The following is a 19,341-nucleotide window of genomic DNA, read 5'->3' on the forward strand; positions in this document are numbered from 1 at the left end:
ACGGATCAACAACTTCTTACATTCGATACGGAAATTTCGCAGATCATCGCGGCCTTGCTCGCAAAGAGGCGCAAAGCCCGGCGGCAAGCAGTTACCAAAAATCAATATTCCAACTGAAGAGAGAGGGTTGCCATGCCTGGATTCGTCCGCAAGATTCTGATTTTCATCACCGGCTATGCCTGGCTGCTGTTGCTGGCCGGGCCCGGCCTGATCGGGCTGTCGGTGTACAGCGGCTGGAAGGCCGAGGGGGACCACGCCTACGTGGCACGCGAAAGCCTGCAGACCGTCTCAGGCACCGTGACGCAGGCGGCCGAGGTCACCGTCAAGCGCAAGCGCCGCTCCACCAAGCATTACTACGAGATCAGCGTGCAGCCCGACACCGCCGGTGCCGAGGTGCGCAAGCTGCGCATCGACTACAGCACGCCGCAGCAGCTGGTGGGCAACCTGATCGATGAAAAGGTCACCGCCCTGGTGGACAGCAGCGATCACGACCTGGTCTATGAAGTGTCGGCAGGCGGAGCGACCGTCATCAGCTACGACACCACCAAGCAGCGCCTGCAGGCCGAGGCCACGTCGTCGGCCCAGTCTTTCAGCGGCGCAGGCACCTGGGTCCTGGCGATCCTGCTGACGCTGGTGGGCGCGGCGGGCGTCTGGTCCAACCGCAAGCTGCGCGCGGCCGACGAGGCCCAGCAACTGGCCGCCGCCTGACGGCCACACCCCATAACAAAGAGAGGGAGGGAGGGGCGCCCACGTGGCGCTCCTCCTGAGTTTTTTGCACACGCAAATCCAAAGGAGGACCGCACCATGAACCCCAACGCACTTTCACCGCAGACCCCGTCCGGCGCGCCCATGGAGCGCCGCGACTTCATTGTTTCGACCTACAAGCACCTGGGCGCGGCCATGCTGGCTTTTGTCGTGCTGTCGGCCGTGCTGATGATGAGCGGCTTTTCCAACGCCACGGCCAAGATGCTGATGGCCAGCGGCAACAAGTTCATCTGGCTGGGCGTGATGGGCGCCTTCATGCTGGTGGGCTGGCTGGCCTCCCACCTGGCCGACAACGCCGAGAACCCCCAGACCCAGCTCATGGGCCTGGGCATCTATGTACTGGCCGAGGGCCTGATCTTTGCGCCCATGTTCGGCATCGCCCAGCTCGTGGCGCCCGGCGCCATTGGCGCGGCGGGCTTCATCACGCTGCTGCTGGTGGGCGCGCTCACCTGGACGGCGTTCTCCAGCAAGACGGACTTCTCCTTTTTGGGCGGCATCCTGAAGGTGGGTGGCCTGGTGGCGCTGGGCACCATCGTTGCGGGCGCCATCTTCGGCTTCAAGCTGGGCATCTGGTTCTCGGGGATCATGGTGCTGTTTGCGGGCGCCTGCGTGCTGTACGACACCTCGCGCATCATCCACGACTACCCCGCCGACCGCCCCGCAGGCGCAGCGCTGCACCTGTTTGCCTCGATCGCGCTGATGCTCTGGTATGTGCTGCGCATCCTGATCAGCCTGGCCACCAACGACGACTGAAGCCACGGCAGCGCCGGCGCCGGGCGCCTGCAGTCAAAAAGCCGGAGTCCTCCATGGGTTCCGGCTTTTTGCATTTGAGCCTGCGAAATGTGAATAAAAAAAGGCCTCTGCGCGCGACCAATATCATTTTCACGCTACCAAATACATAGCAATTGAACTCCTGCAGGCGAAGAGGCAACCCGCCGCACTCCACGCCCCAGGCCGCACCAGCCACTGCTGGCACAATTCGACACAGTCAGGCGACTCCCTCCTGCGCCCGAATGGGCCTTGTGGACCCGTGCCGATGGCCGCAGGCACGCAGCGTGCGAGCCCTGCACCACGGTCCACGCCACGGCGGGGGCTGGCGCCTTCTTCCCATCACCACCTACTGACCCTGTCTTTGTCCAACATGCGTAGTCAATACTTCTGGTTTTCCTTGGCTTGTGCCGCGCTGCTCGCCAGTTGCGGCGGGGGTTCGTCCGATGGCGGAGACGTGGGCCCGGCCCCCGGTGTGCAGCAGTACCCCGGCGGCGTGTGGGAAGGCACGGTGGGCACAGGCGCAGCGCAGCGCCAGGTGGTGGGCTACATCGACCCAGGCCCACAGGGCACCGGGGGTGAGTTCTACCTGGCCCGCGAAGCCCCGGGCGCAGCAGGTTTTGATGCGCTGTACGGGCGCCTGAACGTGAGCGTCACGTCGGTGCTGGCCACGGGCGTCACGTATTTCTCGGTGCAGGACGGCAAGTTCGCCACGGGCCTGACCCTGCGCGGCACGGCCTCGAACAGCGGCAAGATTGGCCGCACCGATGCCATCAGCGGCAACTACAGCGACCCGGTGCAGACGGCCGCCGCCTCGGGGGCGACGGTGCCGCTGAAGCTGGCGTACAGCAGCCTCAACTTCCACACCGCCAGCCCCAGCCTGATCGAAGGCACCTACCGGGGCACGGGCCTGTTTGGCGGCGGCTGGGTGCTGACCGTCACGCCCCAGGGCCAGCTCTCGGGCCGCATCGGCGGCTGCCTGGCCACGGGCTCGGCCACGCCGCGCGCGGCCGGTTCACCGCTGTACTCGCTCACGATCAATCTGTCGGGCGACACCACCTCTTGCGGCGCCACGGGCACGCAGCAGTCCGGCATTGCGGTGCTGCGCTACGACGCTGCCGGGGTGCCCAACGGCATCTGGGCGTTCACGCGCAATGCCACGGGCACCGACAACACCTACACCCTCAACGGCATTGCCGACCCACGCACCACCGTGCCGCCGTCGGCCACGCCGCTGTCGGTGGCTGGCAACTGGCAGGGTTCGTTCACACTGCCCACGGGGGTGATTGGTGACACCACGGTGTGGGGCAGCGTGCTGCCGGACGGCGGCCTGTTCTTCTATACCAACAGCAGCCTGGACCACAACGCGCTGTATGGCCGACTCATCCGCTACGAGAACAACGCCACGAACAACCGCTTCGTGACCGCGAACGACGGCGTGTTCTTCAACCGCCTGCTGGGCAACACGGGCACCTACAACGAGGCCGTGCTGATCGATGGCACGCTGCAAAGCAGCAACGGCTCGGGCAACGCCAGCCTGTTCAGCGGGAGCTTCAGCTACCCCACGCAGCCGGGCGGCTTCCCCACGCGCTTCAGCGTGACCCCCGACCCTTTGTACGCCCTGCCTGCAGGCAAGGTTGCCACCACGGCCATGATCGTGGGCACCTACAAGATGGCGGGCACGGGCTTCGGCGGGGATACCACAACGCTGAAGGTGTTTGCCGACGGCGCCATCACCGGCCTCACGACCAGTGGCTGCGAGGTGGCGGGCAAGCTGCTGGGTGAACTGGGCAGCGGGCTGAACCTGTACCGCGTCGAGGCGTTTGGTTACCTCAAGAGCCCCAACGGCCCCATCACCTGCGAGCTGGCATCGGGCCCACCCCAGTCCGGATCGGCATCGGCGCAGTTTGATGCCAATGGCAATGTGATCGGCCTGCGCATCCTGACCGCCGGGCTCTCGGTGGCAGGCACCCGGGCACGCACGGTGTTTGTGGGCGCCAAGCAGGTCACGCCGTAAAGGTCCAACTCCCCGCCCCTGCGGCGGGGGGTTGAGCCAAAAGAAAAGGCCCGTTGCGCACACCGCGCAACGGGCCTTTTCTTTGGATGTGGGCAGCCGGGCCGAAGCCCGGGCCAGGCTCAGTTGCCGTAGGGCGAGCGCAGCGGGTTGACCGGGAACACCTGCAGCCCGTTGTAGGGCTGGAAGGCGTAGCGCACATACAGGCCACCCGCAAACTCGCGGTAGTTGCGCGCGTTGTTGAGCGCCAGGTGCCCCCCCAGGAACACCTGTGGATGCATCTGGTACTCCATGGCCGCGCCCAGGTTGTAGCCCAGGCCGGTACGCGACTGGCCGGGGTACATGGCCGTGGCGCCGGTTTCGCCAAACGCCAGGGCATCGCTGGCCGCGAGCACGGCCGCGGCCTGGCGCGAGGGGCTGTTGGGGAAGTAGGGGGCCGCGTCCTCCTTGAAATACTGCACGCCCACCGAGCCCTTGAGCTGGTAGGACAGGCGGCCATTGCGCTGGGCCCATTCCACAGGGAGCCCAAAGGACACGAACTGCTGGGGACTGAAATAGCCCCCATGGCCCGCCGTGAAGTAGCGCAGGTTGCGCTGGTAGGACAGCCCGGTGAAGCTCATCCCGGCGGTCAGGTCGGCGTTGGACGTGCGGTGCACATGCCAGTACATGCCGCCGCCCAGCTCGGCGCGCGCATTGCTGCGCACCCGCGTGCCGGTGAGGCCGTGCAGGGAGCCATAGCCGTACAAGCCCAGCTCGCCGTCATCCCAGGTCATGTCCACACGGCCGCCCGTGGCCGACACGCCACCCCAGCGGTCACCGGTGCGGGCGTCCTGCGCGCCGGCAAACGACAACAGGCTGTCGTTCACAGGGCGGCGCGACAGGTCCACGGCCATGGTCAGCTGGTCATTGATGGGCATGCGGTAGCGCACACCACCCGTGACATCCGCCTGGCCAAAACCCAGCGGGGTGCTGCCGATGTCGGCCTTGAGCCCACCGGATTCGTAGCCCACGCTCACGCCGATGCCGCTGTCGCTTTGTGAACCCGGCGCGCGCAGCGGCATGTCGAGCGCCGTGACGGGGCCGCCGCCAAACCGGCTCAGGGTGCCGTAGGGCGTGCCGGGCGAGCCCGCGCTGGCCCCGGTGGGCGTGACGCCCAGGATCAGGTGGCCATCGCCCACGCTCATCTTGAGCTGCACGGGGGCTTCGATCTCGGACAGCTGGCTCATGCCCGCCTCGCCCTGGCGCGCACGTGCCGCGATGCCCACCGAGAACGTGGAGATCTGGCTTTGCTGCACCTCGCGCAGCTCATCGCGCACCGTGCGCGGGCGTGTCGGGTCGGGCACGGTGCCCAGGGTGCCTGCGGTGGCCCAGGCGGAGGGCTGTGGCGCCACGGCCGCTGCACGCTGCGCCGGAAGGGCGGAGGGCAAAGGCATGCCTCCATAGCCAACCGGGGCCTGCTGTGCAGGTGCGATGTACCCCATGGGCACGGCCGCCGCCACCGGTGCCACGGGCGCGGCAAGCCCTGCGGCCGAAGCGGCGGGTGCAACACGCGCTGCCGGTGCGGTGGCGGCGCGGGAGGCCGTCCCGGCACTGCGCTGGCCGTTGGCTGTGGGCGCCGGAGCAGTGGCCAGCGCCGGGCTGGCCACTTCCGGGTAGTAGCTGGCAGGGGTCATGGGCGGCGCCTGCAAGGGCAGGGGCAGCGCCTGGGCGAAGCGGTTGGCCCCGGCCGGGTCGGGGATGAAGAGCCCCGCCGGTGCATTGCTGCGGGCCGCAGGCTGCGGCGCGTACTGCATGGGCGTGTAGCCCACGGGGGAACGCGCTACCGCTCCGCCGGGCGACGCCGCCAGGGGCACCGACAGGCCGTTGTTCGGGCGCTGCTGGCCAGACGCACGCTGTGCAAAAGGGTTGCCTGCGCGCGCAGGCCCTGCAGCCACACCGCTGGCGGCCAGCACGGCATCGCGCTGGGCGTTTTCGGCAGCCACGGCAGCCGTGAAGAATTCGGTGGCCTTGGTGTTCTTGCCCTGCGCGCGGTAGAGGCGCCCGGCCGCCGTCAGCACCTCGGGATCGCGCGGCGCACGCGCCAGCGCCACGGACAGCAGCGACTCCGCATAGGCGTAGTCCTTGGCCCCTGTGGCCATGGCCGCTGTCTGCAGCAGCAGGGGCACGTCAGTGGGCGATCGCTCCAGCAGGCGCGCGTACAACGCCTGGGCGGGCGCGTAGTCGTTGTTGGCCGCATACATGCGGGCCAGGGCCGTCATCGCCTGGGGCTCGTCGGGCTGCTCGGCCAGCAGCGGAGCGATGGTGTCGTAGGCCGCCACCAGGTCGCCCGCCTCGCGCAGGCCATCGGCCTGGCGCACGATGTAGGCGCGGCGGACATCAGCAAAACTGCGGCGCTCGCGTTCGCTCATGGGTGCGTTCTGCAGCTGGCGCAGGATGCCCGACAGCTCCACGTCCTGCTGGGTCTTGAGCAGCGTGGCCGCGTACTGCAGCCGCAGCCCCACATCGGGCCGGGGCGTGCGCGCCAGCACCTGGCGCACCATGCCCAGCGCGCGCTGCGGCTCGCCCGCATCGGCATAGGCCAGGGCCAGTGCACCCAGCAGCTCGGTGTCCTGCGTGGCAAACGATTCAGCCTGGGCCAGGGTGGCCAGCGCTTCAGACTGCCGGCCCTCCGCCGCCAGCGCCGATGCGGCAGCCGCCTGCACATGCACCCAGACCCGCTTTTGCAGCGCGGCGATGTCGCGCGTGCGGTGTTTTTCAGGAATGCGGTCGAGCAGAGCCAGGGCGCCCGGCCAGTCGCTGGCTTCGGACGCCAGCAGCGCGCTGGCATAGAGCGCCTCGGGCATGTTGGGGTTGGACAGCAGCAAGCCGTCCATCACGCCCCGGGCCTCGGCCACGGCGCCCAGCCGCAGGTACAGGCGGGCGAGGTCCAGGCGTACCCAGGGGCTGGCGGGGTCGTTCAGCAGCGCGTCTTCCAGCGCCGCGCGCGCGGCCGCGAGGTCGCCGCGCTCCGTGGCGGCGCGGGCCTGGCCCAGGGCCTGCGCAGCGCGCAGGCGCCCCAGGGCACCCACCTTTTCCTGCTGTGAGGGCGAGAGCTTCTCGACCAGTGCCAACGCCTCGGCAGCCTTGTTGTTCTGGGCCAGCACGCCCACCAGGCCACGCACGGCGTCCGGGTTGTCCGCCTGGCGCGCCAGCACCCGGCGGTAGCCCGCCTCGGCCGCGTCATACTGCCCGGCCTCTACGAGCAGGTCGGCCAGGTCGGTCTCGGCCGTCACTTCGGCGGGATTGAGGCGCACGGCCTGCTCCAGCGTGCGGCGCGCGGCGGCGGTGTCGCCCCGCTCACGCTCGCTGGTGGCCTGTTCGACCAGGCTCCAGTAGGTGGCGCTCTCCAGCGCCTGCTTCCAGCGGGCGGCCGAGCCCGCGCGCGAGGCACGCTCCAGCAGGCCCCGGGCGTCGGCAAAACGCTCCTGGCGCAGCCGCAGGACCCCCAGGCCACCGAGGGCATCCCCATCGCTGGGACGCGTTTCGAGCACCTGCAGGAACGCAGCTTCTGCCGCGTCCAGCTCCCCATCCTCCAGCGCCTGGAACCCGGCGGTGGTGCGCAAGCGCAGCGGGTCTGTCGCCACCGGGCGGGCGGCGGCCTGGCTCTGTTTTTGCAGGTTCTGGGCCTGGGTCAGACGTGTCTGCACGGCGGTGTCGCCGGGGTTGGCACGCAGGAATTCCTGGTACAGCGGGATATCGGCCGAGCGGTTGCCGGTCCAGGCCAGTGCTTTGCGCCAGCTTTCCGTCGCGGCCTTGCCCACATCGGGGCGGCCCGCCAGGCGCGCCAGCTGCGCGATGCCATCGCGGCGCGTGGATTCGCGGTAGGTCAGGTGCTGGGCCAGGGCCAGTGCGATCTGCGGGTCTTCGGGCGACTCCTGCGCCAGGCGGCTGAGGCCCCGGCGGGCTTCATCCCAGCCACCCGCCGTGGCGCCCAGGGTCTGGTAGTACTCCAGGGCCAGCGGCCCGGTGGGTGGGCGTTCACCCAGCGCAGCCTGGTAGGTGCTCAGCGCCTGGCTGGCCTGGCCGCTGCGGGCCTGCTGGCGTGCGGTTTCGATCTGGGGCGCGCTGCGCCCCGTGCGGATGGATTCCTGCAAGCGGCTCACCAACGGGCTGCGCGGATGGGCCGCCTGCAGCTGCGTGAGGTAGCGCTGCGCGCCTTCGGGGCGCTGGGCGTTGAGTTCGGCCAACGCCATGCCATACAGGGCCTGGGCGTTCTGGGGGTTCAGGCGCAGCAGCTTCTGCCAGGCCTCTCCCGCGCGTTCAGTGTCACCGCGCTCCTGCCAGTACTGTCCCTGGTCCATCAGAGTCTGTTCAGCCCCAGTTTGCGCCCAGGCAGCAGCCGGTGCCATCAGCGAGGCCAGCAGCCCCATGGCGAGTGTGTGGTGGTGACGACGTTTGGAGGACATGCCTTCCTTCTCCTGCGAGTCTCCCGGCCACCGGGGCCGGGAGGGTGTTGCGTGATTCCGACTCAGCGGGGCGTGCCGGGCACGGCCTCAGCCCTTTTGCTTCAACCGGGCGCGTGCGCGGGCCCGCAGCGACAGGTACATGATGATGGCCACCAGCACCGCGGCCGACACCCCCAGCACAATCAGCAGCAGCGGATTGCGCGAGAGGTACCACTGCGCATACAGCAGCGGTCCCAGCTTGCCCACATGGTAGTTTTTCTCGGCCACCAGGCTGTCCACCTGTTTGCCCCGGATCACCGTGGTGCTGCCCTGCACCTTGGTGACCGCATCGGCATCGAGCAGCGCATCCATCACCTGGCCCAGGCCCGCAGGCTGGTTGCTGGCCACCAGCACCACGCTGCGGCCGTTGCGCAGGGGCGATTCAAACCCCGCAATGAACGCGTCCGTGCTGCTGCTGGAGAACGCCACTTGGCTGCGGTGTGCGCGGGTGCCCGATTCATCCTCGAAGCCCCACCAGCGCAGCACCCGCTGGGCCAGGTCAGCCAGCTGGAAACTCTTGGCCTCGCCCTGCAGCGCCGCCGGGATGGCGCTGGCCCACTGCTTGAGCAGGGGCTGGTTGCCACCACCCGAGGAAATGACCAGCAGATCCTTGTCGCTCAGGCGCTCGACCTGCTGGGCCTGCGCCACGGTCACGCCCAGGGCCGGGAACCCTGTGACGCGACCCATGAGGCCCATGAGCCCCAGGTAGGTGCCCAGCTCCTGCACACCCGGCCTGTCGGGCATGACCACGGCCGACTCCGACAGGTCGGCCATGCGGGTGAACGGAAAACCGGCATTGCCGAACGCGGCCAGGTCCGGCATGGCGATGAAGTGCGGGAAGCCGGAGATGTCGATGGTGGAATCGGCCTCCACCGAGCCCCGCACGTTGTCCAGCGGAACGTCCTTGCAGGCGCCCTGTTTGACCACGTCGTAGTAGTAATGCATCTGCAGCTGCGACTGGGCGGGCAGCTTGAACAGCGGGATGTGGAGCTTCTCGCGCTCAGGCACCGTTTCGCCTGCAGGCATCACCTTGGTGAACCAGCGGTCCAGCGTACCTTGTTCTTCATGGTTCACGGCCCGCAGGGGCAGCGAGCGCAGGAACTGCTGGTTCACGTTGATGTTGAGCGTGGACTTGTCGGCGTTGGGGCGCGGGGTGTAGCGGTAGCGCAGGTCCACCGGGATGCCCTTCTCGCGCCAGCCGAACAGGTCGGGCGGCAGGAAGAAGTTCACGCGGATCAGGTCGGGCGAATAGCCGGACACATTGAGCGCCTGGGCCTCGGCCAGTTCGCCAAACTTCACGGGCCGGTCGCTGGCCAGCCAATGGGGGGCGTCGTAGGGCTTGCGGGGCTTGAGTTCGGTGACCTCAGTGATGCGCGCAAGCGGGCCGGACAGGGCCGAGGAGCCAATCGCCAGCGCCTTGGCCGCCACGGCCAGCTCGGCATCGTCGCGCCCCATGACCAGCAGCAGCTTGCCATTGCGGTCGCCCGGATGGCTCACCACCGCCACCGTGGGGCCCGAGATTTCGGGCAGCGCCAGGCCTGCGGGCGCCTGGGCCCGGCCGGCCACCATCACCACGGCGTTGCCGCGCGGGGGCAGCTCGCCGGTGAGGGACGGGAACTTCGCGCCACGGAAACCCGCCAGCGCACCAAACCAGGACGACATCGTGCCCGCCGCCTGCAGGGTGCCCGCATTAGGCGCTGCATTGAACACGATGGGGAGTTCGAGCGGGCGCACGTCCCGGCGATCGAAGAAGGGCTGGGGCAGCAACGCCAGGTCGTTCGTCTGGGCCACGGGGGCCACGGTCAGCTCCAGCACGCTGTCGTTGCCGATGTTGGCCCACAGGCTGGAGTGCAGCGGGTCTTCGCACTCCATGGTGTAGTGGCCGATGAGCTGCAGGTTCAGCCGATTGAACTCGGTGATGAGGCGTGGAGGAATGCTGATCTCGCGCTGCAGGTTCTCACCGGCTTGCTGCGTGGTCACGGGAATCGTCGCCGCCACCTGCTCGTTCACCAGCACCTTGATGTGCGACAGGTTGGTGAGCAGCGCGGGTGAATACGAGTAGTTGAGCTTGAGCTTGGCGCCAACGACCACCTCATCGTTGCGCACGCTGAAGGCCACGCCACTGGTGCCATCCACCCCACGCAGCTGCAGCGGAAACAGTGCGCCCAGCTCCTTGAGGCTGGCCCGGTGCACACGCACGCCCGACTCGGCAGGTGGCACGGCTGCAGGGGCCGGGGCAGCCACGGGGGCAGGCGCGGCCGCCAGCTGCGAAACGGGCACAGCAGCGCCTGTCAGCACCAGGGCCAGCATGGCAGGCAGCATGCGCAGGCGTGGCAGCCGCGCTGTCGGATGTCGTGTGGAAATCATGGTGAGGAAGGCGTCTTTGGAAACAGGAAAGGCTGAGAGGGTGTTGTGCACGCGCTAGCGGGGGCTAGCGGGGCTTGAGGGACTTGAAGGCCGTGGTGGTCAGCTGCCCCATGCCACGCAGCCCGATCACGATCACGCTCTTGAGCGAGCGCAGCGGCTTGTCGCGCTGGCCCGTGCCCCAGGTGGCGATCCAGGCATCAGCGCGCGCAAAGGTCAGCGAGGCGAGTTCGGCCTGCTGGTGCAGGCTGAGGTTGTCGAACTTCACACCCAGGCGCCCCTTGCCGCTGAACGTGACGATGGCCGGGAAGACACCCTCTTCGTCCGAGCGGAACAGCGACACCGAGAGGCTGCTGCCCATGGGGATGTCCACATCGGGCGGCACGGCCAGCCCCAGGCCATGTTGCGAGAAATCTTCGGTCTTGCACACCAGGGTGCGGCCGTTCTCGAACCGGATCACTGCCGGCAGGCTGGCCGCCACGCGCGGCGTGCCCCGGATCTGGCGCGTCTCGCTGGCCACGGCCACACTGGCCCCCAGCAAGATGATGTTGTAGACCGTCCAGACCATGTTGATGACCAGGGTCGTGGTCTCGTCACCGGCCGACGAGAACAGCTTCCAGACTCCAACGGCCATGCCCACGAGGTTGATCAACAGCAGCACCACATAGGGGCGGGCGATGGTCCAGTCAAAGTAGGCCTTCTCGATCACCCCGCCCTTGGCCGTGACGTTGAACTTGCCGAGCTTGGGGTTGATGGCGGCCACCAGCACGGGCCGCATGATGTACCAGGCCAGCACCGATTCGTACACCTCGTTCCAGAACGAATGGCGGAACCGCCCTTGGATGCGGGAGTTGGTCACGCTGGCATGGGCCAGGTGTGGCAGGGCATAGGCCGTGATCATCAGCGCGGAGGCCTGGAACACATGGGCCCCAAAAAACAGGTAGGCCAGCGGTGCGGTCAGAAACACCAGGCGCGGTAGCCCGTAGAAGAAGTGCAGCATCGCGTTGAGGTAACACAGCCGCTGGCCAAAGTGCAGGCCCTTGCCGAACAACGGGTTGTCGGTGCGCGCGATCTGCGCCATGCCCCGCGCCCAGCGGATGCGCTGGCCCACATGGCCCGACAGGCTCTCGGTGGCCAGGCCCGCAGCCTGCGGCACTTCGAGGTAGGCGGTGTTGTAGCCCAGGCGGCTGAGCTTCAGCGCAGTGTGTGCGTCTTCGGTCACGGTCTCCACCGCAATGCCGCCCACCTCCAGCAGTTCCTTGCGGCGGATGATGGCGCAGGAGCCGCAGAAAAATGAGGCGTTCCACAGGTCGTTGCCGTCCTGCACGATGCCGTAGAACAGCTCGCCCTCGTTGGGCATGCGGTGGAAGGTGTCCAGGTTGCGCTCGAAGGGGTCGGGCGAGAAGAAGACGTGCGGCGTCTGCAGCATCACCAGGTTGGTGTCCTTGAAGAACCAGCCCATGCACACCTGCAGAAAGGAACGCGTGGGAATGTGGTCACAGTCAAAGATCGCGATGTATTCGGAGTGCGTGACCTGGAGGGCCGCGTTGATGTTGCCCGCCTTGGCGTGGTGGTTGTTGTCGCGGATGAGGTAGCCCACGCCCAGCTCTTCGCAGAACTCGCGGAACTCGGTGCGGCGACCGTCGTCGAGCACGTACACATGCAGGCGGTCGGCGGGCCAGTCCAGGCTCATGGCCGAGAACACTGTCTGGCGCACCACTTCGAGCGGCTCGTTGTAGCTGGGGATGAAAATGTCCACGCTGGGCCAGGTGCTCACGTCGGCCGGCATGGGCACCGGGCGGCGCTGCAGTGGCCAGGCGGTCTGGAAGTACCCGATGAGCAGCACCGCAAAGGCATACAGCTCGGCCAGCACCAGCCCATAGCCAAAGGCTGCATCCATCCAGTGGGTGAAGCCGATGGTGTCGGTAAAGCGCCAGTAGATATAGCGAGACGAGGCAGAGATCGACAGCACGATCATGGCCAGCGTGGACAGGCGCCCCGGGGTCTTGCTCAGCAGCAGCGCCGCCCCGAACGAACCCAGCGAAAACAGGATCTGCCCTTGCAGGTCCAGCGGCACGCTGATGACCAACCCCATCAACAGGGCACTGAACACCACCGCCACCACGCGGGCCGTGGGGTGTTGCCAGATCTCCCAGCCCGTGATGGCATGCACCACAGTGCGCCAACGCGCCTGCGGACTGTGGGAATTGGCGTCGGCGACTTCGTCGGCCTGGGGGCGCTGGTCCACGCTCATCGCGCGCCCCCTGGCAGTGGCAAGCCCAGGCGCTGCGCCAGCACCAGCGCACATTTGCGCAGATCATCGGCCGCCTGGCCATGGGTGTCGTACTCCAGCACGCTCTGGTCATAGGCCAGGGCCTCGCGCACCGCCTGGTCTTCGTGGATCACACCGATCAGCCGGTCGCCCAGGCTGTCCTGCATCACCCGGGTGATGTCCTTGGACAACTGGCGCGCGCCATCGGCCTGGTTCAGGACATGCAGGGTTTCGGCAAAGTCGGGGCGCGGTGTGCAGTAGGTGTGCACCAGACGCTGCATCAGGGCCAGTGCGGCATACGAGGCCGCGTCGGGCAGGTTGACCACCACCACCACCTGGGCCGCTGTGAGTGCCTGCTGCATATAGGCCGAAGGGCCGGGAGGCGTGTCGATGAGCACCAGTGCATCGGGTGGCAGCTCCAGGCTTTGCAACTGCTGCGCCAGCCAATCCGGGTGGGCCTCCAGGTGCCGCTCAAAGGCCACGCGATCGGCCTCGTTCACCACACCGTAGGGCAGCACATGCACCCCCGAGGGGCTTTGTTGGCAAACCGAACCCCAGCTGTCACCCGACAGGCTGGCGCGGGAAACTCCCGCGAGTGCGCCCGGGTCAGCGCCGAAATGCAGACCCAGCGCATTTTGCGGGTCCAGGTCCACCACCAGGACCGTGGGCACCCCCAGGCGGTGCAGGGCCGTGGCCAGGTTCGCGGTCAAAGTGGTTTTGCCCACGCCGCCCTTGGCCGAAACAACGGAAATCACCTTCATGGCTGGCCCTTGCGGGGCTGCCAGGCGGCAGCGGGCAGGGGTTGTGGCTCTCCGGCCAGGCGTGCAAACACCGACGGAAGGTCTGCGGGCAGAGGGTCTTGTGGCGCAGCGGGCTCGTCACGCAGCGCTGGCGCTGCAGATCCGCGCAGACCGGCCAAACCGGCCAGGGGGGAACGGGATGCGAGCGCGGGGGAAGGCGCGCGGGGCACTGCCGCCTGGGCTGGCGCCATCGCCGGGGCAGGGGTAGGCGCGGGTTCTGGCAGCGTGGTGGGCATTGGCAGCGGCGCCGGGCGTTCGCTGACGGGCTGCATCCAACCCGCAGGAGCGGGCGCGCTGGCGGCAGGCGCGGGCGGGTTGTGCGGCACGGGGGCCGTCAACCCGCCGGGGCGCCGGTCCACCGCGGGCACATCTGCCGCTACGGCGCCCCGAACGGCAGACACCAGCGGCCAGCGTTCGCTGGAGCGCTGGTGCTCCTGTTTGCGGGCCAGCTCCTGGTAAGGGTCGGCCTTGCCGCCAAACTGCTGGAAGAGGTTCACGATGTCGTCAGATTGCTTCACGGGTCACCGCCAATCGCATAACGTGGGAAACCGAGCCCGCAGGGCTCAGCGTGCCAGCTGGAAGTGGACGCAGCCCCAGGCATCCGCAGGAGCGGACTGGGCCACGCGGAGCTGGGCGGCGCCAGCCTGTTCGAACCAGCTCTGGTAGACCCCTTCCAGGAAGCCCCCGGACCATGCGGCATGGCCCGACCCGAAGGCCGCCGACAAGGGAGAAAGGTCGTGGTGAATGTCCAGCTGCGCCGCTGCCTGCTGCAGGCGGACGCCCCCCCAGCCGATGCGGTCCCACACAGCCGCCATGCTGCTCTGCAGGTCATCCAGGGTGGCACATGCGGGCAGGGGGTGCTCGGCGGCAAACCGTGCTCCCACCCGAAACATCAGCGCGCGCAGATCCTCAGGGGGCAGCGCGGCTGCAAACTCTGCCGCCAGGGCATGCAGGAACCCTCTCCATTGCACTGAACATTGCTGATCGATGAGACGTTGGGTGATGTCGGGGTTGGCAGGCAGGGAAGCAGTTGAAAACATGGCGTGCGCACGAGCAAGCATCGGGCCCGGTTCAGCGGCCCTCGCGGGGGTGGACTCAAGGGAGATACCCCATGCATCGTCTGATACATGTGGTTTCAAACAGTTTGTGCGGAATTCTAGGAGGCTTGCCCCGAAAAATAACCCTTCGGTCGCCAAACCAAAGGTCAACTTCGTTCAACGGCGCCATCCATGCCGATGGGTGTGGGTGCAGTACCACACAAAATAATTATCAACTATCAAATAAGAACTTCAATAGTTTTTACAACCACCTCTATATCCCTGTCACCAACCCAGGCGACCCCTCATCCGGCCAGCCACCGCGCCAGGAAGCAACGGGGTTAGTCGGCGACGGCGGACTGGATCACCCCCCCCCCCAGGCACACGTCGCCGTCATACAGCACCGCACTCTGCCCCGGGGTGACTGCCCATTGGGCCTCCGGGAAAGCCAGTGCAAAGCCCTCGGGCACAGCCTCCAGACGGCAGGCCGCGTCTTGCTGGCGGTAGCGCGTCTTGGCGGCGTAGGCACCGGGCGCCGGGGCCTGGCCCGCGCACCAGCTCACGTCTTGCGCCACCAGGCGGTGCGACAGCAGCCAGGGGTGGTCATGCCCCTGCACCACGCGCAGTGTGTTTTTCTCTAGGTCCTTGCGGGCCACAAACCAGGGCTCGTGTGCGCCACCGCCCCGCTGAGCGCCTTTTTCCTTCACCCCGCCAATACCCAGCCCCTGGCGCTGGCCCAGGGTGTAGAAGGACAGGCCCACATGCTGGCCCAGCTTGCGCCCCCGGTCATCCAGGATGGGGCCGGGCGCGTGGCTGATGTAGCGGTTCAAAAACTCGCGGAAGGGCCGCTCGCCAATGAAACAGATACCCGTCGAGTCCTTCTTCTTGGCATTGGGCAGGCCAATTTCCTCGGCGATGCGACGCACCTCGGTCTTGTGCAACTCGCCCACCGGGAACAAGGTCTTGGCCAGCTGCGCCTGGTTGAGGCGGTGCAGGAAGTAGCTCTGGTCCTTGCTGGGGTCCAGCCCCTTGAGCAGTTCGTGCAGGCCCGTGGCCGGGTTGTGCCGCACACGGGCGTAGTGCCCCGTGGCAATCTTCTCGGCGCCCAGGCGCATGGCGTGGTCGAGGAAGGCCTTGAACTTGATCTCGGCATTGCACAGCACATCGGGGTTGGGCGTGCGGCCCGCCTGGTACTCGCGCAGGAACTCCGCAAACACGCGGTCCTTGTAGTCGGCCGCGAAGTTCACATGCTCGATCTCGATGCCGATCACATCGGCCACGGCGGCTGCGTCCACGAAGTCGATGTTGGACGAGCAGTATTCGCTGTCGTCATCGTCTTCCCAGTTTTTCATGAAGATGCCGACGACCTCATGGCCTTGCTTTTTGAGCAGGTGGGCGGTCACGGCCGAGTCCACGCCGCCGGAGAGGCCGACGACGACGCGCTGTTTGGTGGGTGCTGTCATTGCCCCAATTGTATTTTTCAGGCCGCCGTCGCCTTGCGCGGGCGCACAGAACGCGTAGCAACCAAGAGGTCATACAGCTGCTGCGCGGCCGGCGAGAGGGTTTTGCCCCGCCGCTTGATGAGCCCCATCTGCCGCGTGACGATGGGCTCCACCAGCGGAATGCTGACCAGGGTGGGGTGGTCCTTGCCCGGCATGGCCAGGCTGGGCACGGCCGCCACGCCCAGGCCCGCCTCCACCAGGCCGAGCAGCGTGGTCACATGCTTGGCCTCGTAAAGGCACTGCGGCCGGTCGGGCACGTTGGCCAGCGCCAGGTCCATAAGCAGGCGGTTGCCCGAGGTCTTGCCCACCGACATGAAGTCGTGCTGGCCCAGCTCGGCCCAGCTCACCTTCTTGCGCCGCGCCAGCACATGGTCGCGCCGGCACGCGGCCACGAAGCGCTCAGCCAGCACAGGCTTGAATTCGATCTCGGCCTCCTGGCTGCCGATGAAGTTCAGGCCGAAGTCCGCGTCGCCCTGCGCCACGGCCACCAGCACCTCGTTGGCGCTGGCGTCGTGCACCTTCACGCGGATCTTCGGAAACCGCTCGTGGTAGCGCTTGACCACCTGCGGCAGAAAGTAATACACGGCCGAGGGCACGCAGGCGATCGTCACCTCGCCCATACGCCGCGCCGCCACATCGCCCAGGCCCATGAGCATGCCGTCCAGGTCGTCGAGCCACACACGGGTCTTGCGTGCAAAGTCGCGGCCCACGGCCGTGAGCGTGACGCGGCGCGTGGTGCGATCAAGCAGGCGCACTCCCAGGGCTTCTTCGAGCTTGTCGATGCGGCGGCTGAACGCGGGCTGCGACAGGTGAATGGCTTCGGCCGCCGCACGAAAGCTCTGCAGCTCGGCCACCGCCGCAAAGGCCTGGATGTCGGCGAGGTCGAATTTGTTGTTCATCAGGGCGTTCTCCAAGCGCTATTCAGGGTGTTTTCAGCGTTGCATGCCGTGCATCAAACGATCAGAACATTGCAATTCACGGCCGTGATTGGAGCATGTACAAGCCGCCTGAGCCTATTGCACAGCATGCATCAATCATTGCCAACAATGCAATTCACAGATCAGCGATGGCGCAGCACCATGCCGACCCATGAGCACCAACATTCCTTGCGTTCTGATGCGTGGCGGCACCTCCCGGGGGCCGTTCTTCCTGGCCGACTGGCTGCCACGCGACCCTGAAGCCCGCGACCGCACCCTGATCGCAGCCCTGGGCTCGCCGCACGAGCTGCAGATCGACGGCCTGGGCGGCGGTAACTCGCTGACCAGCAAGGTCGCCATCGTCTCGCGCTCCACGCAACCCGACTGCGATGTGGACTACCTGTTTGCCCAGGTCAGCGTGCAGGAGGCCCGTGTGGACACCAGGCCCAACTGCGGCAACATGCTGGCCGGTGTGGGACCCTTTGCCATCGAGCAGGGACTGGTGCCCGCTGACCACAAGGGTCAGACCACCACCGTGCGGGTCTACAACGTGAACACCCGCTCCCGCATCGACGTGCAGGTGTGCACGGCGGGTGGCCAGGTGCACTACGACGGCGATGTGCGCATTGACGGTGTGCAGGGCACGGCAGCCCCCGTGCTCATGAACTTCCTGGACGCCTGGGGCGCCGTCACCGGGCAGATCTTTCCCACCGGCCAGCGCATCGACACCATCCAGGGCCTGCAGGTCACCTGCATCGACGCAGCGCAGGTGATGGTGCTGGTGCGCGCCACTGACCTGGGCCTGCGCGGCGACGAGACACCGGCTGAACTGGATGCCAACACCGCCTTGCTCACCCGACTGGAGGCGCTGCGCCTCGAAGCCGGCCAACGCATGGGCATGGGCGATGTGACGCACAGCGTGCTGCCCAAGCCGGTGATCGTGTCCCCAGGCACATCGCCGGGCAGTGTGGTGTCGCGCTACTTCACCCCCCACCAATGCCACCGCTCGCATGCCGTGACAGGCGCCATTGGCGTGGCGGCGGCCTCGGTGCTGCCGGGCACGGTGGCCACCGACGAACGGCATGCACCCAGCGCCGGACTGCGCCGTGTGGAGGTGCAACACCCGGCAGGCCGCATCCAGGTGGAGGTGGAGCTCAGCGAGGTGGATGGCCAGTTCAAGCTGGTGCAGGCCGCGCTGGTGCGCACCGCCCGAAAGATTCTGGAAGGCACGCTGTTCGTTCCTGAAAGCGCTGCGGCGCACTGAGTGCTTTTCCAGGCGCTGCTTGCGCAGCGCCCGTTCAAAGACTTCAACGATTTCGACGATTTCAACCATTACGACAGGAGACAAACCATGACCCGTTTCATTCACTCCACCACGCGCCGCACAGCGCTGGCCACGGCTGCGCTGGCGCTCGCCTCCAGCGCCTTCTGGGCCGCCGGCACCGCCCACGCCGCCTACCCAGACAAGCCCATCACGCTGGTCGTGCCCACGGCTGCGGGCGGCGGCAACGACGGCATGGCGCGCGTCGTGGCCATCAAGCTCTCCACCCTGCTGGGCCAGCAGGTCATTGTGGAAAACAAGGCCGGAGCCAATGGCGCCATTGCGGCCGAATACGTGGCGCGCTCCGCACCGGACGGGCACACCATCCTGTTCGGCTACATAGGCACCCACGGCATGAGCCCCGCACTGCAGAAGCTGCGCTACGACCCGATCACGCAGTTCGAGCCCATCGGCATGGTGAGCTACTCGCCCACGCTGATGGTGGTCAATCCCAAGGTGCCTGCCAAGACGGTCAGCGACTTTGTCGCGCTCACCAAGGCCAAGCCCAACGACTTCAACTACGCCTCGGCGGGCAACGGCACGGCCCCACACTTCTCGGCCGAGATCTTCAAGCTGGAAAGCGGCGCCCAGATGGCCCATGTGCCCTACCGGGGCGCGGCGCCCGCGATGAACGACACCATGGCCGGGCAGACGCAGGTGATGTTTCCCAGCCTGTTCTCTGCCTACCCGCACGTCAAGAACGGCAAGCTGCGCGCGCTGGCCCTGGCCGGGCCCAAGCGCTCGTCGCTGCTGCCCGATGTGCCCACGCTCGAAGAAGCAGGCGTCAAGGGTGTGGAGATCACCCAGTGGTACGCGCTGTTCGCGCCCGGCAAGACGCCGCGCCCCGTGATCGACCTGCTCAACAAGACCCTGAACACAGCGCTGGCCGACAAGGACGTGGTGCGCCGCATCGAGGAACAAGGCGCCGTGGTGGACACCAGCACGCCCGAGCAACTGGCCCTGACCGTGAAGCAGGAACTCGCCAAGTGGAAGGGCGTGGTGCTGAAAGCCCAGCTCACACCAGACTGACCGGTGCCTGAAAGGGAGGCCGAAAGGCCAGCGTGGGCACCACGCTGCCCATCCGTACATATCAACAA

Annotated in this window: 13 protein-coding genes; 5 read left to right on the forward strand and 8 right to left on the reverse strand. The window is 67.3% G+C overall.

Translation table 11 applies throughout. The features are described from left to right. Positions 1–132: 132 nt before the first annotated feature. The 3 genes from AvAM_RS23940 to AvAM_RS23950 all read left to right on the forward strand — a co-directional run bounded on the left by AvAM_RS23940 (position 133) and on the right by AvAM_RS23950 (position 3,550). Positions 133–708: a hypothetical protein gene (locus AvAM_RS23940; RefSeq protein ID WP_137749402.1), complete on the forward strand. Its 576-nt coding sequence runs from the start codon at positions 133–135 to the stop codon at positions 706–708. A 96-nt stretch (positions 709–804) separates the two neighbouring features. Then, the gene (locus AvAM_RS23945; protein ID WP_137749403.1) at positions 805–1,518 is read left to right on the forward strand and encodes a Bax inhibitor-1 family protein; all 714 of its coding nucleotides are present in this window, start codon (positions 805–807) and stop codon (positions 1,516–1,518) included. A gap of 388 nt (positions 1,519–1,906) precedes the next feature. Beyond that, the gene (locus AvAM_RS23950; RefSeq protein WP_249368358.1) at positions 1,907–3,550 is read left to right on the forward strand and encodes a hypothetical protein; all 1,644 of its coding nucleotides are present in this window, start codon (positions 1,907–1,909) and stop codon (positions 3,548–3,550) included. Between the two features lie 119 nt (positions 3,551–3,669). Here the strand turns inward: AvAM_RS23950 and AvAM_RS23955 are convergent, their stop codons facing one another. The 8 genes from AvAM_RS23955 to AvAM_RS23990 form a co-directional block, all read right to left on the reverse strand. Continuing rightward, positions 3,670–7,992, reverse strand: a complete 4,323-nt coding sequence (locus AvAM_RS23955) for a cellulose biosynthesis protein BcsC (protein WP_249368360.1) — start codon at positions 7,990–7,992, stop codon at positions 3,670–3,672. Between the two features lie 87 nt (positions 7,993–8,079). Continuing rightward, positions 8,080–10,398, reverse strand: a complete 2,319-nt coding sequence (gene bcsB / locus AvAM_RS23960) for a cellulose biosynthesis cyclic di-GMP-binding regulatory protein BcsB (protein ID WP_137749404.1) — start codon at positions 10,396–10,398, stop codon at positions 8,080–8,082. 64 nt (positions 10,399–10,462) lie between these two features. Beyond that, complete coding sequence (gene bcsA / locus AvAM_RS23965; protein WP_137749405.1) at positions 10,463–12,649, reverse strand: UDP-forming cellulose synthase catalytic subunit; 2,187 nt, start codon at positions 12,647–12,649, stop codon at positions 10,463–10,465. Continuing rightward, on the reverse strand, positions 12,646–13,428 hold the full coding sequence (gene bcsQ / locus AvAM_RS23970) for a cellulose biosynthesis protein BcsQ (RefSeq protein WP_137749406.1): 783 nt from the start codon (positions 13,426–13,428) through the stop codon (positions 12,646–12,648). The genes bcsA and bcsQ overlap by 4 nt, the downstream gene beginning before the upstream one ends. Further along, entirely contained in the window at positions 13,425–13,985 is a 561-nt protein-coding gene (bcsP, locus tag AvAM_RS23975; RefSeq protein WP_137749407.1) for a cellulose biosynthesis protein BcsP, read from the reverse strand. The genes bcsQ and bcsP overlap by 4 nt, the downstream gene beginning before the upstream one ends. A 45-nt stretch (positions 13,986–14,030) precedes the next feature. Continuing rightward, positions 14,031–14,507 (reverse strand): cellulose biosynthesis protein BcsD, encoded by a 477-nt coding sequence (gene bcsD / locus AvAM_RS23980; protein ID WP_249368362.1) that lies wholly within the window; start codon positions 14,505–14,507, stop codon positions 14,031–14,033. A gap of 338 nt (positions 14,508–14,845) precedes the next feature. Continuing rightward, entirely contained in the window at positions 14,846–15,967 is a 1,122-nt protein-coding gene (mnmA, locus tag AvAM_RS23985) for a tRNA 2-thiouridine(34) synthase MnmA (protein WP_137749408.1), read from the reverse strand. 17 nt (positions 15,968–15,984) lie between these two features. Next, on the reverse strand, positions 15,985–16,905 hold the full coding sequence (locus tag AvAM_RS23990; RefSeq protein WP_137749409.1) for a LysR family transcriptional regulator: 921 nt from the start codon (positions 16,903–16,905) through the stop codon (positions 15,985–15,987). A gap of 190 nt (positions 16,906–17,095) precedes the next feature. Here AvAM_RS23990 and AvAM_RS23995 point away from each other — a divergent pair, with 190 nt between their 5' ends. Both AvAM_RS23995 and AvAM_RS24000 read left to right on the forward strand, forming a co-directional pair. After that, positions 17,096–18,187, forward strand: a complete 1,092-nt coding sequence (locus tag AvAM_RS23995; RefSeq protein ID WP_137749410.1) for a 4-oxalomesaconate tautomerase — start codon at positions 17,096–17,098, stop codon at positions 18,185–18,187. A gap of 87 nt (positions 18,188–18,274) precedes the next feature. Continuing rightward, a complete protein-coding gene (locus AvAM_RS24000; protein WP_137749411.1) occupies positions 18,275–19,273 on the forward strand; it encodes a tripartite tricarboxylate transporter substrate binding protein in 999 nt (332 codons plus the stop codon). The last annotated feature ends 68 nt before the right edge of the window (positions 19,274–19,341 follow it).

It is taken from the genome of Acidovorax sp. NB1, assembly GCF_005405905.1.
GTDB lineage: Bacteria > Pseudomonadota > Gammaproteobacteria > Burkholderiales > Burkholderiaceae_C > Acidovorax.